The organism is Veronia nyctiphanis (genome assembly GCF_004116385.1).
In the GTDB taxonomy this organism is placed as follows: Bacteria; Pseudomonadota; Gammaproteobacteria; order Enterobacterales; family Vibrionaceae; genus Veronia; species Veronia nyctiphanis.
On sequence record NZ_PEIB01000042.1, the window covers coordinates 1 to 15580 of the forward strand.

At 44.0% G+C, this 15580-nt stretch carries 13 protein-coding genes and 2 pseudogenes; 2 read left to right on the forward strand and 13 right to left on the reverse strand.

The annotated features are described in order from the left end of the window. Window positions 1-413: sensor histidine kinase (locus CS022_RS21820; protein WP_235869846.1), on the forward strand; the 413-nt coding region annotated here is incomplete at its 5' end. Window positions 414-502: 89 nt separating this feature from the next. Here CS022_RS21820 and CS022_RS21825 read toward each other — a convergent pair. From CS022_RS21825 to CS022_RS21835, 3 genes are all read right to left on the reverse strand, one after another. After that, a complete protein-coding gene (locus CS022_RS21825; RefSeq protein ID WP_129124035.1) occupies window positions 503-1819 on the reverse strand; it encodes an ATP-binding protein in 1317 nt (438 codons plus the stop codon). Between the two features lie 15 nt (window positions 1820-1834). Further along, window positions 1835-2530, reverse strand: a complete 696-nt coding sequence (locus CS022_RS21830; RefSeq protein WP_129124036.1) for a response regulator transcription factor — start codon at window positions 2528-2530, stop codon at window positions 1835-1837. A gap of 119 nt (window positions 2531-2649) precedes the next feature. After that, window positions 2650-2979, reverse strand: coding sequence for a DUF2834 domain-containing protein (locus CS022_RS21835; RefSeq protein WP_129124037.1), 330 nt, complete (start codon window positions 2977-2979; stop codon window positions 2650-2652). Between the two features lie 264 nt (window positions 2980-3243). Here CS022_RS21835 and CS022_RS21840 point away from each other — a divergent pair, with 264 nt between their 5' ends. After that, entirely contained in the window at window positions 3244-4476 is a 1233-nt protein-coding gene (locus CS022_RS21840) for a diaminopropionate ammonia-lyase (protein ID WP_129124038.1), read from the forward strand. 30 nt (window positions 4477-4506) lie between these two features. Here CS022_RS21840 and CS022_RS21845 read toward each other — a convergent pair whose 3' ends face one another. From CS022_RS21845 to CS022_RS21885, 10 genes and pseudogenes are all read right to left on the reverse strand, one after another. After that, entirely contained in the window at window positions 4507-5001 is a 495-nt protein-coding gene (locus tag CS022_RS21845; protein WP_129124039.1) for an Lrp/AsnC family transcriptional regulator, read from the reverse strand. 239 nt (window positions 5002-5240) lie between these two features. Beyond that, complete coding sequence (gene phnE, locus CS022_RS21850) at window positions 5241-6044, reverse strand: phosphonate ABC transporter, permease protein PhnE (RefSeq protein WP_129124040.1); 804 nt, start codon at window positions 6042-6044, stop codon at window positions 5241-5243. Then, window positions 6044-6834 (reverse strand): annotated as a pseudogene (gene phnE / locus CS022_RS21855) (phosphonate ABC transporter, permease protein PhnE). The gene phnE (CS022_RS21850) and the pseudogene phnE (CS022_RS21855) overlap by 1 nt, the downstream one beginning before the upstream one ends. Next, window positions 6822-7592, reverse strand: coding sequence for a phosphonate ABC transporter ATP-binding protein (gene phnC / locus CS022_RS21860; RefSeq protein WP_129124041.1), 771 nt, complete (start codon window positions 7590-7592; stop codon window positions 6822-6824). Before phnC ends, phnE (CS022_RS21855) begins: the two are co-directional and overlap by 13 nt. 87 nt (window positions 7593-7679) lie before the next feature. Then, complete coding sequence (phnD, locus tag CS022_RS21865) at window positions 7680-8720, reverse strand: phosphate/phosphite/phosphonate ABC transporter substrate-binding protein (RefSeq protein WP_129124042.1); 1041 nt, start codon at window positions 8718-8720, stop codon at window positions 7680-7682. A gap of 214 nt (window positions 8721-8934) precedes the next feature. Beyond that, window positions 8935-10285 (reverse strand): annotated as a pseudogene (locus CS022_RS21870) (sigma-54-dependent transcriptional regulator). Then, window positions 10282-10629 (reverse strand): sensor histidine kinase, encoded by a 348-nt coding sequence (locus tag CS022_RS28420; RefSeq protein WP_235869847.1) that lies wholly within the window; start codon window positions 10627-10629, stop codon window positions 10282-10284. Before CS022_RS28420 ends, CS022_RS21870 begins: the two are co-directional and overlap by 4 nt. Beyond that, window positions 10626-12224, reverse strand: coding sequence for a two-component sensor histidine kinase (locus tag CS022_RS21875; RefSeq protein WP_235869848.1), 1599 nt, complete (start codon window positions 12222-12224; stop codon window positions 10626-10628). The genes CS022_RS28420 and CS022_RS21875 overlap by 4 nt, the downstream gene beginning before the upstream one ends. Before the next feature lie 317 nt (window positions 12225-12541). Beyond that, window positions 12542-12865, reverse strand: coding sequence for a hypothetical protein (locus tag CS022_RS21880; RefSeq protein ID WP_129124043.1), 324 nt, complete (start codon window positions 12863-12865; stop codon window positions 12542-12544). Between the two features lie 559 nt (window positions 12866-13424). Next, on the reverse strand, window positions 13425-14591 hold the full coding sequence (locus CS022_RS21885; RefSeq protein WP_129124044.1) for a hypothetical protein: 1167 nt from the start codon (window positions 14589-14591) through the stop codon (window positions 13425-13427). Window positions 14592-15580 lie beyond the last annotated feature (989 nt).

Genomic DNA, 15580 nt, shown 5'->3' on the forward strand with positions numbered 1-15580 from the left:
CCGACGGAGACTGGAAATCTCTAGTTATTCGTTGTCTCGTTAACGGGGAAGTGGACACTATCTTGTGTGACCCTAAACAGATGAGCAGAGCGATATCAAATCTAATCCAAAATTCAATTTGCTATGCAAATAATAGTGTATTACTAACATCTAAAGTTGAAAAAGATTATTGGGTGCTCACTGTTGACGACGACGGTCCTGGTGTACCAGCAGAGTTCAGAAAAAAAGTGTTAGAGCCGTTTTATCGACCAGATGCGTCGAGACAACGAAGTTCTGGTGGGCACGGCTTAGGGCTATCAATCGTTAATCACATCGTCAAGCTGCATGGTGAGACTTTATCAATCGAAGATAGCCCTATGTATGGCGCGAGGTTTAGAGTTTCGGTACCACTGAGCCAACCGGTAAAGAAATAAAGTTATTAATGTTAATTACACCGCCTAGCATGGAGCTATATAAACATGAAACCACTCTATATCTTTGCTTGGCAATTTATCACCAAGATTTATTTCTTTACCGGAGCTGGGTGGATAGGAAGTACAATTCTGAACCTCGCCCCCCCAAGAGGACTGTCTTCAATGTACAAGATACCGTGATGGGCTTTAACTAACTCGCTTACAATTGCCAACCCTAACCCATGCCCATTGCCGTCACGACTTGAGTTCTTTTTTAATCTCACAAACGGCTCTATGACGCTATCTCTGTCTTCTTTCGCAATACCAGTGCCATCATCATCAACAATTAAAATCCAGTTTGATCCTATTACCTGTGACGAAACAGCAACCTGTTCGGAAGCATATCTACACGCATTTCGTATGAGGTTCGAGGCTGCCCTGCGCATTTGGTTCTTGTCTAATGTTACTCTATCATCCGATAAATTAAACCGGATAGGAACCTTGCTGGTAATTTCTAATTGAGTAATCAAGGAACGTAGCCATTCAGAGGGGACATGTAAAACAGGCTCGAGGTTACTGTCACTTTCACGCTGCATCTTTGCGAGAAAAAGTAACTCTTCAACTAATAATTGGAGCTCTTCTACGTCATCGCCAATTCCGTCTACATAGTTTTTGAATTGAGACGATAAATGACTGCCCTCTAACATTTCTAGCTGACAAAGAATTCTAAAAAGAGGTGTTCGTAACTCATGAGCCACTGCATTGGTCAATTGTTTGTTCTTTTCAATCAGGCTTGATATTTTATCTGCCATTTCATTAAATCTGTCATTGAGCTTGCCTACACGATGAAAATTTCCAACTTTCACTCTTTTTGAGAAGTCTCCATTTGAAAAAAGTTGTGCAACTATCTCAATTTTTCTCACCCTCCATGAAAGAATAAATGTAATGATTACTGCGTGTAATGCTAGAAACATTGCCACATAATAGACAAAAAGATTAGATATCACCTCAGAGTCATGGTGTTGTTTGTTATTCTCTTTAGGCTCAAAAAAAATAAATTTCTCGTATTTCCTTAGATAGATAACATATTCAAAGTAATCATCTCTGAATGCAAAGCCAGTTTCTTTTACCTCTGCAACATCTTCATCATCAATGTCCTCTTCTTCAAAAGGAAGTTCAGCTTGATCATAGATAGACATTGTCAGAACCTCAGTAGACAGAGAGTTATTTATGATGGAAATAGTCTCATCAAGACTTCTTTCATCCGCCGCGATATTCATATAAACCGACAACTGATGGAGTATAGTTTCATCAAATAAATACTTTTCATTTCTTCCAAACTCAATAGAAAAAATTGCATATGATATCGCTGCTGCTAGGGTGAATAAAACTGACCCTATAAATATCTCAAGAAAAATTCTAAACATAGAAAACTCTTTAGTTCAATCTCGAACAAACAGATATCCCTGACCTCTGACTGTAACGATCATCTTAGGCCTTGAAGTGTTATCACCCAGTTTCTTCCTGAGAAGAACAACTTTATTATCAATTGTGCGGTCAACACCATCATAGGAAATCCCTCTGGTTTGCTGAACAAGAAACTCACGAGATAACGCCTGATTTGGATTACTCACAAAAAGGTGTAATAAATCAAATTCACCCTCTGTTAATTCAATTTCTTTACCCTGAATAAAGCAGCGTTTCGTCTTTGCATTCAAAGACAATGAGCTACTTTGGTCAGCTGAGTTTTGTGTATTACTTGAGTGATCGATGGCCGTAGAGGGGGCTTGGCGTAAAATATTTTTTATTCTGGCTAAAAGTACGCGAGGCTTTATTGGTTTGGATACAAAATCGTCAGCACCCATTTCAAGTGCTGCAACATGATCAAAATCATCGCCAGTCGCGGTCAATACCATAATCTTGCTACTGACGAGCCCTCTAATTTCTCGACAAATTGATAAACCGTCAACATTGGGTAACATTAAGTCAAGAAGGACAAGATCCGGTTCATTCTCAATAATAGCGTTAACCGCTTGGCCACCATCATGAACAGTTGTGACGACGAAACCGTTGCTTACAAAGTATTCAGTGAGTAATTCACTCAGTTTAATATCGTCTTCAACTAAGACTATTCGCATGATTACAACCTCTCACAATCCACGGTTACAGTGTACAGTTGGGTTGTAGATATTAGTATTTTACATCTGATAATCACTACATAAATTGTATGACATTGTATGTGCTAAATTTATGTCATTTAAATCGCGGCACTATTTACCGCTTCTCCAGTTCGACACCGCATGGACAAATAGAGTGGCAGCCCCGCTGATACACCGACCATCAGTGTCGCTAATATTGCCAGATATCCATGCTTCACTTCATTTCGCTTGCTATCTGTCACAATGAATACAATCAGAGCAACACCTGCAATAACAACGTCAAGCCATGCAAAAATGCTAATCGGATTGGCAGTGATATTTGCTGCGAATTTCGCAACATCAACGCCATTTTCAATCAGCCAAGGTAAGAGAGCACCGAAAGGTACAAACGTACCAATAACTGCAAAAAACAAGTAAATCCATTTCATTCCACATCTCCGTAAAATCTAATAGTCATTAACTATCAATGATTTAATAGGCACAGAGAAAGACAAAGACGTTTTTCCTCAATTTGCACCTCAATATCGCAGAAATTCTTCATTTGGCTGTAGAAGGTTGCATTTTGACCACTAGTAAATGCAATAGACTGTCATCAATCGGTTAATACTTATGTTCTATCGAAATGAATAGGCGAACGTAGTTTTAATCGGTGATAGGCCAGTGAAGCGTAAATTACAGAGTGATGCATAGCGATGACAACGGATACAACAACAAACTATATAAAACAGCTGATTGATGGCACTGTGAGCCACTTCGCTAACCCAAGGGCAGATATAACCCATTCTTATACTCGTGAGCATCAGGCAATACTCAGTTTGGCAAAAGCGGAAGTAGCAATCCGTGATATCAAAAAGTGGCCCGGATACAAAGCCACACCTCTCCATTCGCTTGACGATTTATCAAGGCAAACTGGCATCTCACGTATTTGGTACAAAGACGAATCACAACGCTTTGACCTGAAAAGTTTCAAGGCACTGGGCGGGGCCTTTGCTGTCGCGCGTCAATTGCAGGCAGTGTTTAAGGATAAAACAGGCCAACAAGTCTCAATCGATGATCTTCTTACTGGTAAACACAGTGAACATTTAGCTGATATTACTGTCAGTTGCGCCACCGATGGCAACCATGGTCGCTCTGTGGCATGGGGCGCGCAGATGTTTGGCTGCCAATGCGTTATCTTCATTCATGCCGATGTCTCCAAAGGCCGACGATTGGCGATGGAACAGTTCGGCGCAACGGTCATCCGTATTGATGGCAACTATGATGAATCGGTTCGCACTGCCGCCGAGCAGGCGAAGCAGCACAACAGAATTATTGTGTCCGACACCTCTTACGAGGGGTATATGGAAATACCGAAAGATGTTGCCTTGGGCTATACCGTCATGCTTGCTGAAATCATCGAACAGTTAGACGGAGAGATACCGACACACGTTGTGGTGCAAGGTGGCGTTGGTGGTTTAGCAGCTGCAGTCTGCGGCTATTTCTGGGAATACTGGCAAGCAAAGCGCCCTCGTTTCGTGATTGTTGAACCTGAGAACGCAAACTGTCTTCAGCAGAGCGCGAAAGCCGGAAAGCCTGTATCAGTCACTGGAGATTTGGAAACCATGATGGCCGGGCTTTGCTGTGGCGAAGTATCGTTGCTTGCATGGACAATTTTAGACTCAGGCGCTGATGACTTCATGACCGTGAGTGAAGAAACGGTACCTCAAACCATGCAGTTGTTGGCAAAAGGCGTGGGCAAGGATCCGGCGATTGAGGCAGGTGAATCGGCGGTTGCGGGGCTTGCCGCCATGATGATCGCACGTAACCAAGTAAACCTGGCATCCCAGCTTAACCTGGACAGTGAAAGTAAGTTGCTGGTGCTAGGAACAGAGGGAGCAACAGATCCGGAGTTGTACCACCAACTTGTTACCCGCCAACTTGATTAACTTGCTTAGACAGTAAGCAAAGGCGCAGGGTTACTCCTCTGCGTCTTCTTCAATGTCCAGAGCCAATCCAACTTTCACCGCATCCATCACCACATTGGTCTGAAAGCTTTTGATGTTGGCATTGTCGAAAAAGGTTTCTCGGGTAAAGGTGTCATACCCTTCCATATCTCTCGCTGTCACGATCAGGATAAAGTCTGAACTGCCCATCACGTAATAGCACTGCTGTACAGCGGGGTTTGCCTGCATATCTTTTTTAAAAATATGCATGAGATCGACACGCTCTCGCTCCAGCGTTACCTGAACCACAAACGTCATCGCATGACCGACAACTTTCGGGTTGACCACAGACACGTCAGCTTCAATCACTTTATCTGTACGCATGCGTTTCAGTCTGCGCTGCACGGCGGCAGGTGAGAGACCAACCTGTTCCGCTATCTTGTCTGATGTGATGCGATTAGACACTTGAACTAAATTCAAAATCTTCCGATCAAAGCTATCAATCGTCGGAAGGCTGGATTTCGGCATAAACATATCCTTGTCGTAAAAACGTTGATGAACAAAACCAACGAGTTATCAACCCGCCCATCCCTTTTTCATTCTTTACCCGACCCTGTCTATCGTCAAGAACATACGGTGATACAAAACGTCGGCGTTTGATTGGAAAGGGGCTTATTGAAGGTGCGAGCAATTGCGTCATAGACGCTTGGGAGGGGTATCTATTCTTGGCCAAACCCGAGGCAGCAAATTAGCTGCCTCGTATCAATTTAAATCAATTTTTTCCTCACATAGATGACCAGCGCTTCTGCGAGGATGACGACAGCAAAAATACTGAGTAGCACCATGGATACTTTCTGCCATTCAAACAGGTTCTGTGCATCATTAAGTACCACACCAATACCACCAGCGCCAACCAGACCGAGGACCGCTGATTCACGGACATTAATATCCCAGCGAAACAATACAATAGAGAAAAAAGCAGGCATAACCTGTGGCCAGTAACCTTTAAGTAAAATGCTCGTCCACGACGCTCCCGTTGCCTTCAGTGCTTCGATAGTCCCCATATTCACTTCAGCAATGGCTTCAGCCAGCAACTTACCGACGAATCCAATACTTCGCACAGCAATTGCCATGATACCCGCTAAGACACCGGGGCCAAACAAGGCAATAAACAGCAGTGCCCATACGAGGGAGTTTACAGAACGTGATGACACCAGAAATACCTGCGCAACCCAGTTAACTGTCTTGCTTGGCATAATGTTTGGCGCGTTCAACAAAGCCAGTGGAATGGCAAAAACTAGGGTGAACAGCGTGCCAAGTGTTGCTATATGCAAAGTTTCAATCAAAGCTGCATGGATAGTTTGCGGATAAAACCCATAGTCGAGCGGTACCATGCGTTGAAACATATCGGCGAATTGCGCGGGCGCATCAAAAAGAAACTCGGGGATCACTTCGACGGTTTGCCAAGACCAGACGATCGCCGAGACAAAGCACAGGTACACGGCATACCGAGCAAGGCGTTCATTAAAGGTAAACCGTTGCCATTGTCGATCAATTGAAGCTGTCGTCATCAGAAAATCCTCCGTACTACATTCGACAGAAATTCGCCGACGAGGATCAGCGCAATAATGGTGAGCAAAATAGCCGCGACAAAGTCGTAATCAAACCGCTGAAAAGCAGAAAATAACGTGCCACCTAGCCGCCTGCCCCGACGATCCCGACCATAGTGGAATTACGTAAATTGGAATCAAGTTGATAACTGGCAAACCCGATAAAGCGGGTGAATACCTGCGGCATTACCGCGTACAGAATAACGCTGGTAAAGCTCGCGCCAGTCGCACGTATAGCTTCAACAGGTTTAAATGATATCTCTTCAATCGCTTCAGCAAACAATTTAGCTATAAAGCCGATTGACGCAAATACCAGAGTCAAAATACCTGCCAGTGCACCAAAGCCTACCGCCTTAACGAATAGGATCGCAATAATCACCGGGTGGAAAGAGCGACACAAAGCAATAAAGCCACGAACAGGCGACGACACCACTGATGGCATCATATTCCGAGCTGCCAGCAGGCCAAGGAAGAGCGAAATAACAATTCCGAAGAAGCTCGAGATGATGGCTATCTGTAGACTTTCCAACAAGCCGCCAATCAACAAACTGGTTCTTGAAAAATCAGGTGGAAACATTCTCGATAACAGGCGCTCACTCTCACCAATGCCGACTATCAAGCGATCAAAGCTAAGTCCCAGCGTTGACATGCTATACAGCAGATAAGCCGCGACCAGAACAACCCCAGCACGTGACAACCACGATGGCTTAAAAGGGTTATCAATGCGACGGTCAGACATCAGTTGAGCCATGATTCACCTCCGTAAATCACTTTGAGATCGTCTTCAGTGATGCCCTCAGGGCTACCGTCGTAATGAACGTTACCATTGCACATACCGATGATCCGCGTGGCAAAACGCTTGGCTAGGTTCACATCATGAATGTTGACCAATACCGGGATTTGCTTCTTTTCTGCCAGTGATTCCATCAGCTCCATGATCTCGACTGCCGTTTTTGGGTCAAGTGACGAAGTCGGCTCATCAGCCAGCAATATATAAGGGTCTTGCATCACGGCACGTGCAATGCCGACGCGCTGGCGCTGACCACCAGACAAGCTATCAGCGCGCTGGTTCGAAAAATCCTGTAGGCCGACAAATTCTAATAGTTCAAAGGCCTTTTCTAAATCCGTTTTGGTATAGTTTCTTCGCCACGCATCCCACGCATTCATATAACCCAACCGGCCACTGAGGACGTTTTCAATCACCGTCAGGCGCTCGACCAGATTGTATTCCTGAAAAACCATCCCTATGTGGCGACGTTGTCTGCGTAATGCCTGTCCCTGAAGCTTGGTCAGGTCTGCCCCTTCAAATAGAATCTCACCACCACTTGGATCGTTGAGACGATTGATACATTTGAGCAAGGTACTTTTTCCCGTTCCTGAAGGGCCAATGATGGCAATGATGCCCGGCTGTTGAATATCAACATTGATGCCTTTGAGAATTGGTTTTCCTGCGACATATTCGTGATAGAGGTTATTAATCTTTATTCCGTTGCAGCTAACTGAACCCATAAAAATGTTTCCTGTACATGTATTTTGAATGAGCAGTGCCCTACCCGTGAGGCACTGAGTTGGTATTCACTGAATGAAGCGAAAGTGTTACTGGGTGGTAGCTTGCTTGGCTAACTCAGCCGCTTTCTTTTTGGCACGCTTAGCGGCGTCCTTCTCTGCGAGCTTTTTGAGGCCGGTTTTGGTGTACGCAGTACCCGTGGCATGAGCAATATCTCTGATCACACCCCACTCCTGCTGATACGTGATGGGAGAAAACCTGTCAGCCCCCTTAAAGGCTGCGCTCATTTCTGGCGTGAATCGGTAGCTGAAAAACGCCTCTTTGATTTTATCGACAAGCTCGGGCTTCAGGTTGTGCGCATAACCAAATGCTGATGTAGGAAAGCGCGGGCTGCGGTAAATAATTTTCAATTCAGAATCATCGACACGCCCTGCGGCAACCATACGGTCGTATACGTCAGACGCTACAGGCGCCGCGTCATAGTCACCGTTATAGACACCGAGAATTGACTGATCGTGTTTACCGGAATACAACACTTTGTAATCTTCATCTGGCACGAGACCTTGAGCTGGGAAGAGTGCTCTTGGAGCAAGGTTGCCAGAGTTTGAAGACGCAGAGGTATGTGCAACCCGCTTACCTTTCATGTCAGCCATCGAGTTGATGCCACTGTCTTTACGAACAATGGTGACCAGGTTATAACCCTGAAAGCCGCTTTCCCCGCCTTTCACAGCAATAGGGACATAACCTGCGAGGTTGACTGCGTACCCTGTCGGCCCAGTCGAAAACCCGGCAACATGAAGTCGGCCAGAACGCATGGCCTCAACCTGTGCTGAGTTTGAGTGTACTGTGTAGTAGATAACTCTTTTACCCGTAATTTTGCTCAAGTGCGCCTGAAAATCAGCAAAAGCATCTTTGTAGAGCGCCGGATCTTCCACTGGCGTATAGGTAAAGACCAGCGTGCTAGGGTCTATCCATTCATCAGGATTTTTCGGAGAATCAGCAACTAAGTCCTTATTTTCATCGCAGTATCTGTCATCAAGCACGCCTCGTGAGGCACAGTCACTTGCGAAGACAAAGGACGGCAGCAATAGCAGGCCAGTGATCAACAATCCATTTACACTGTTTTTCATAATTGAACCCTTTATTCACGTTATTGTTAAACTCATGCCTCACACTGCAGGGGATGTGCCAGTTATTTTAATTGTTTAATATCAGTAACTTATATTTTTATTGGGTTTCTCTACGAGAATTTGGGTCATCGGTGTCTTGTGAAATAAATGGGGTTTGGTCATGGTTGACCCAGACCCAAAACGGCGAAACCGAAAAAATTTGCTCGTTACGAAGTCATGCCGACGGTTTGAAATTACTTTTATCAAGCTGGTGTTTTTTCATTTTTCGGTACAAGGTTTTTCTCGGCAAGTTTAACTTGGCAGCTACATCGTTGATATTGCCTGCCGATTCAATCAATGCTTCGGTCAGCACGTTTCTCTCGTATTGCTCCATTTGCTGTTCAAAAGCAAAAGTATGCTCGTCGACTGCCATGCTGGGCGAATGCAGATCAAAGCCATCTCCAACAATACCCAATACAAATCTCTCAGCGACATTGCGAAGCTCACGGACATTTCCCGGCCATTCATGGCGGCACAGTTGCTGGAGTTGGTCGGCATACAGGGTGGATGGCCGTGTTTTATATTTATGGCTTGCCTTCGCCACAAAATGGCGAAATAAATCCCGGATATCTTCTTTTCGTTGACGTAACGGAGGCAGGTGAATGCTGGCGATATTTAGGCGGTAGAATAAATCGGCCCGGAAATCGCCTTGGTCACTTAATTTGGCAAGGTCGGCTTTACTGGCTGCAATGACAACAATATTGACGGGAATAAGCGTATTGCCGCCAACACGCTCAATACAACGCTCCTGAATCACTCTAAGCAGCTTGATTTGAACAGCCAATGGCATACTTTCGATTTCATCAAGAAACAGGGTGCCGCCACTGGCCTGCTCAATTTTACCGATCCGTTTCTTGTTGGCACTGGTGAAGGAGCCCGCTTCATGGCCAAAGAGTTCACTTTCAATAATGCTCTCTGTCATTCCGCCGCAGTTAATCGCCACAAAGGGCTTTTGATTGCGATCGCTGTATTCATGCAGTGCCCGGGCAATAACTTCTTTTCCCGTTCCCGTATCACCGTTGATGATGGTATCAACGCCCGTTCTTGATAACGCAAGAACCTGTTGTCGAACCATTGCCATCGCGCTCGAACTACCAATCACACGTTGCTCAATCGGAATACTACTCGCCGAGGCTTCATCGGTTGATTCATTTGTATCTTTGACACCGCGAGATTCAGTTTTTCAATCCACTCATCTCCTACTAGCGGTTTTTCGACAAAATCAAAGGCGCCGAGCTTCATTGCTTCAATGGCCATGGTATATCGCCATGCCCGCTCATCAAAATTACTTCGCAGTGCGGGCTGCGTTGCCGTGCGGCCTCTAGCATCGCCAGACCATTTATCACGGGCATCCTTACATCAGATAAAACAACCGTGTATGATTCTGTCGATAATGAGGCAAGCCCCTGTTGGGGGTCAGTAAACCCCGATACCGTGAACCCCTCTAACTCCAGCATTTCACTTACGGCGTCGACAACATCCGGCTCATCATCAATGAGGGTGATATGTCTGATCGGTGGGGTCATGAAGAAATCTCCTGTAGTAGTTGCACGTCAAAGCGTGTTCCCTTGTCGGGTTCAGAGTGCACATGGATGAAACCACCAAAGTCTTTGATGATATTAAAGGCAATAGAAAGGCCCAGACCGAGCCCCTTTCCCACTTCTTTACGGGTGAAAAAAGGGTCAAAGATATGAGGCAAAGCTGACTGCGGTATGCCACTACCATTGTCAGTGACCGATATCCTAATGCCCTCTTCAGATTGCTGAATATCCACAGAAACTGAAGGCATTAGTTCATCTTCCACCGCATCAACGGCATTACTGAGAAGGTTAAGAAGAACCTGTTCCAGTCTGATGGCATTGGCTCTCACCTTCGTGCTTCTGGCACAGCACACGCCAAGGTTATGGGTACATTTCGATTCGCAAACAGCTCGATCGCATCTTTCACAACGGGCAACACCAACGTTGCTGTAACTTTTCCATCACTCTTTCTCGAATAGGCTTTTAAGTGATGCGTAAGTGCTGCTACTTTGTGAAGCATTCTTTCTATTTTGGTGAGATTCTGCGCCGCCCTTTCAGGTCTGCCCTGCTCCAACCACTTGCTGGCACTTCGCACGTGGCTGTTTACTGCAGTGAGCGGTTGGTTAATCTCATGTGTTATCCCAACACTAAGTTGCCCCAAAGCCGCCAGCTTACCTGCCTGAACCAGCTCATTTTGAGTGACCTTCAGTTTCTCTTCCGCGGCTTTGCGCTCTTCAACCTCAGCTTCAAGTTGCTCATTAGTCCGTTTCACTGCTTTGGCTGTCGCCTGAAAGACGGTCAACGATTTGGCCATTTGGGTCACTTCATCCTGCCCTTTAGTCGCCACATGGATATCGAGTCGACCCGTCGAAATCGCGAACATGTCCTGATTGAGTTGCAACAGACGTTCAAGAATACTCTTCCTGACATAGAACCAAGCGATACCCGCCGCCAAAGCGATACTGACCAGTGAAAGAAAAAACGAGAGAGTAATATTGGAAGCAAGAGACTGCTGAGCCAGCGCAATTGAGCGGTCAATTTCTAAATTCACGTTAACTGTATTTGTCTCAATCTGTATCGAGAGCTGATTAAGGTAATCTCGGCTGGTTTGCAGAAAATATTCCTGCTGATAATGCCATTCCAAGACCTCATTCTTAAGCTGAAATAATCGGCTTGAACGCGACGCCAATCGATAAATGAGTGACAATTTCTCATCAAGTGTCGGCCTTGTTGACGCCAGACCGCTCTGCTGCCAAAGTGCAAGCCATTGCGAGCCAATGTCCTCCAGTTGGTAGCTGGTGTCATCCAGCTCATTAAAGCTACGATCAGAATTCCACTTTTCAATTAAGCCCAATTGATAGTAAAGCAGCGCCTTCAACTGGCTGAAATTGACGCGTGTTTTCTCTCGGTCGGTTAACTGATCCAGTTCTTCGCTGGCAGATTTAAGAAGCGGGAAAAAACCTTCCATCAGTTGCGTAAGCTCACCACTAAGAGCCTGTGATTCTTCGATACTCTGATGGAGTAAACTGAGGCTGTTGATGACCTGAGAGAACAGATCTTTAAAATAGGCGTGATATTCGGGGAATGTCTCCATAGCACGACGCATATCATCGATATTATCGGTGATCCTGGTGATCAGGTGTTGTCGCTCAAGACTAGAATCAACTTCAATCAGTAAAGCAGAGTCCGTAATCAACGCCCGAACAATATCATTCAAGCGCGCAGCCTGTTCGAGTGTGGGTATGTCTGTCTCTTTGAGTTCAACCAATGCACTGTCTACACGGCTGAACGTAAACGATGAAAATAAGGCGAGCGAAAGTGTTGTAAAAGAGAGTAGCGCAAACGCAAAACCAAGGCGGAACGCGATACCACGCCAGTTTTTCCAGAATGCCAACCCTTGCGAGTCGACGACTCTCTGTTGCGAAGTATTTAATGATTGAGTCATCCCGATATTCATTAGTGGTATCTAACTGAAGCATCGATAATGGCGCAATCTAGTAAGGCCGCCTACCTCAGAACTGTGAAATCATATGCAACAGCGTTGAAGTACTATTTTTGAGTCGAATGAATTAAATTCGAGCTACCATTTTGCTCCTTTCCTCAAATCCTTCAAGCAAAGGTACCCCGCCCCACATCCATGTTGTCTCCAGGTCTGACTTCAAAACCAATAGCCAACAAAGTGCGAAAACGTTTTTTCCAACAGGGATAATAAAGTATTTATCAATAATGCCCCCACTCGATATAGTGAATGGGGGCAAGCACTCAGTCAAAAATGAAATCAAAGGCAATGGCTACATCAGTTGATTCTGACGCCGGGCGAAACCAGTTTCCGTTTATACCTTGCAGGTGATCAGATTGTGACATCAATAACTTGGTGGGTAGTCTCAATTGATCTTTAATGTTATCGAACAGCTCTGCTGGGACTTTGTTTAACAGCTTTTGGCTCACTTTATCAGCAACAATTGGCGGAATATTTGAGCTATGGTTGGTCTGATCGATGACGTTGTATGTCAGATTACTCATCCTCAACGTCAGTAATTCCTGATCACCAGAATACTTCAAGTCTATCGCTGCCTGCATATCCACTGAAACACTGAAACACTGAAACACTGAAACACTGAAACACTGAAACACTGAACAGTATTTTATCGCCCTTCAACTCGCCTTGGTCGAGCCCTAGAGTGATCAGTACATTATCAAAGGCTATTCGCATAACCTCGTTATGAATAGCCACATAAGGAAAGGAAAGTAATCTAACCAACTATTCACAGCAAACCTCAAAATAACTAAATGTTGTTGTTAATTTATTTTCTGGAATCTTACCCTTTTGATAGGTTATGAATGAATCAATCGTTTGTCTCGCACTTCTCCTGCAAAAGCAGAGATGAAACACTACTCTGGCAACTCGATGATAAGGCTTCAAAATAGCAAGGTCTCGCAGGTAGTAGGGATAGATAAAAAGTCGCAGAATTTTAGTTAAATGTGAACAGATGAGTTAGAGCTAGTCCGGTTTATTAAGCGAATAGATTTGATAACAAGGAGAAAGCTTTCGTGGCTTTAAGCCGCAAAATAATGCGGCTTAAAGGAGGAACATAACTGCTAAAGTGCTTGCGCTTATGGCAAAAAACGCAGGCAGCAAAACAGCTTAATCATAGAACATTTCTTCATGACCAAGGAGCTTATATGTCGCGATGTTTTTCCCGTCTGAGTAACTGACTCTGATATGAAGTGGGCACGACAAATCCTCTTGGAATGTCAAATCGACCCCTGTGACTCCGCCGATTTGGGTATCAAGGATTAGTTGGTAATCAAAGCTCTGATTACAGATGCTGACAAAATCCAGCTCTATCTCTTTTTTCTGACTCTGCCCAGAAGTATCAAAAAAAGATAATTTGGCCTCTGTGTTTCCATAGGAGTTGGTTGCTGTTTCAGACACTACAATGACATCAGGTATTTGTAGATCTGGCCTAGACTGGTGATCAGCATTGTGGTCGGTGATCACATTAATAAAAGGCGTCATTGGAAAACCGTAGCTCATTCCAGTCTTATGGCTATATCCAAAAGCATGACCATACTCGTGCAAAAGAACCTTATAAAGCCCATTACTTATTCCATCGACACTGTTTTTATATAGCTTTTCTCTCACACTGGCAAAGCCTTTGGTACCCGAGGTCTCATCCATCATTGATGGTTTTTTACCTCCACCTAAACCCTGGAAATTGCCTTTGCCAGCATATATCGACTTCACCTTTAGTAGATGTCCCTCGTAACCAAAGCGGATCATGTTGTAAAGCCCTGCGTCAAGTCCATCTACCCATTCTGTTTTACAATTGTCTGAGTTGTTTAACGTCGGACAGCCATTCTCAAAATAAGAACGAATACTCGATGTGTATTGTTTGCTGTTAGCGGCATTGTGCGCATTGGCTGTTAAAATCTCTGCCACTTCCCGGTAGTCAGCAGTGAGTGGTCTGATGCACTTTTTCTTTGCAACCTGACCAGCAGGTGGAATACAGTCGACCTCATCTATTTCTATGGTTGGCCCGACACTCAGTCGCGGCGTAAAGATCTTATTCTGTTTGATCACCATCGGGTCTGACCCAAATTTGATTTTACGAGTTTTAATGACTGCTTTAGCAAAAGGCCTCAAGACACTGTCGAGATTGAAGCGTATTATTTTTTTTTGACCTTTTTTTGTCGTAACTTGAAGAAGCACCGAGTTGACATTAAAAGGCGTGTTATTTGACACTACCCATTTTCGGGCGTTCTTTTTGATGATAGAAATGTCGTCCAGAATAACGATATCAGGTTTCATGATATCCTCTTGGGAGGCTACTTTCGCTTCGACAACTGTCACCCCTTTGACATACATAGGGTCCGTGATGTTTACATATTTTGCAGATTGATAGCTTGCGAGTTCAGCAAACGAATAGTTGGAGAAAAAAGTACAAAAAAAGTAGTGGAACTAACAGAAAAATATATGTGACTGAACTATTTGTAATTTTATCATTATCGTCAAGATCTTTAATTCTCATCTCTCATTCCTTTTTTAAAAAATTTAAACAATAAAGACTCAAATATCGCTAAATATTTTAGCTTGATACCCACAGAGGACTTCATCTGGTCAGTATTATTTACGTTAATATTAAAAATGACTTAAGCCATAGCCATCAGCTAAACTCATCGCCAATAAATAATTGATTTATATTATTTTTACCAAAATGCATTTATGGTTAATTACTCATTACTATCACCATTTTTTTATGAAATAACACACACATATATATAAATCACAAAAAGCATCTCTGGCACCAGTCATAATAGACACATCAGTCAAAACTAATCAAGTATATAAATAAGACTTAGGGGATTACTAAAATTGGCATTTTTATAACAGCACTAATCAAATGAAGATTAGAGAGAAAATAAAGAGAAAATAAAGAGAAAAAATATTTATTGAGTGAACAATCATGTCAAATTTAGTGTGCTAGAGTAAATTTTACGGCCGCCTTTAAAGGACCAATAGACGCTGGATACTGCCAGTTTGTACTTTTACATATGACATCGATAATATCTTTGCTATAACCAAAGCCCTCTCAGGTGCCTTGAGCAACATCATTTTCGATCACTAAGCCCGGCTTTAAACAGAAAGTCACTTTACTATGCACATAGCTAAACGCATTCCACACTGAAATTTGTATCGAGTGTTGATTGAGGTAATCCAGGCTAGTTTGCAGAAAAAATGCCTGCTGATAATGCCGTTCCAAAGCTTGAATTTTGAGTTGAAACAAGCAAAGGCGAAGC

Bases quoted from the DNA above. Each gene is read 5' to 3' on its own strand.
- CS022_RS21875 (WP_235869848.1), bottom strand. From the start codon at position 12,224: ATGACTCAATCATTAAATACTTCGCAACAGAGAGTCGTCGACTCGCAA.
- phnD (WP_129124042.1), bottom strand. From the start codon at position 8,720: ATGAAAAACAGTGTAAATGGATTGTTGATCACTGGCCTGCTATTGCTG.
- CS022_RS21825 (WP_129124035.1), bottom strand. From the start codon at position 1,819: ATGTTTAGAATTTTTCTTGAGATATTTATAGGGTCAGTTTTATTCACC.
- phnE (WP_129124040.1), bottom strand. From the start codon at position 6,044: ATGACGACAGCTTCAATTGATCGACAATGGCAACGGTTTACCTTTAAT.
- CS022_RS21840 (WP_129124038.1), top strand. From the start codon at position 3,244: ATGACAACGGATACAACAACAAACTATATAAAACAGCTGATTGATGGC.
- CS022_RS21845 (WP_129124039.1), bottom strand. From the start codon at position 5,001: ATGCCGAAATCCAGCCTTCCGACGATTGATAGCTTTGATCGGAAGATT.
- CS022_RS21835 (WP_129124037.1), bottom strand. From the start codon at position 2,979: ATGAAATGGATTTACTTGTTTTTTGCAGTTATTGGTACGTTTGTACCT.
- phnC (WP_129124041.1), bottom strand. From the start codon at position 7,592: ATGGGTTCAGTTAGCTGCAACGGAATAAAGATTAATAACCTCTATCAC.
- CS022_RS21830 (WP_129124036.1), bottom strand. From the start codon at position 2,530: ATGCGAATAGTCTTAGTTGAAGACGATATTAAACTGAGTGAATTACTC.
- CS022_RS21885 (WP_129124044.1), bottom strand. From the start codon at position 14,591: ATGAAACCTGATATCGTTATTCTGGACGACATTTCTATCATCAAAAAG.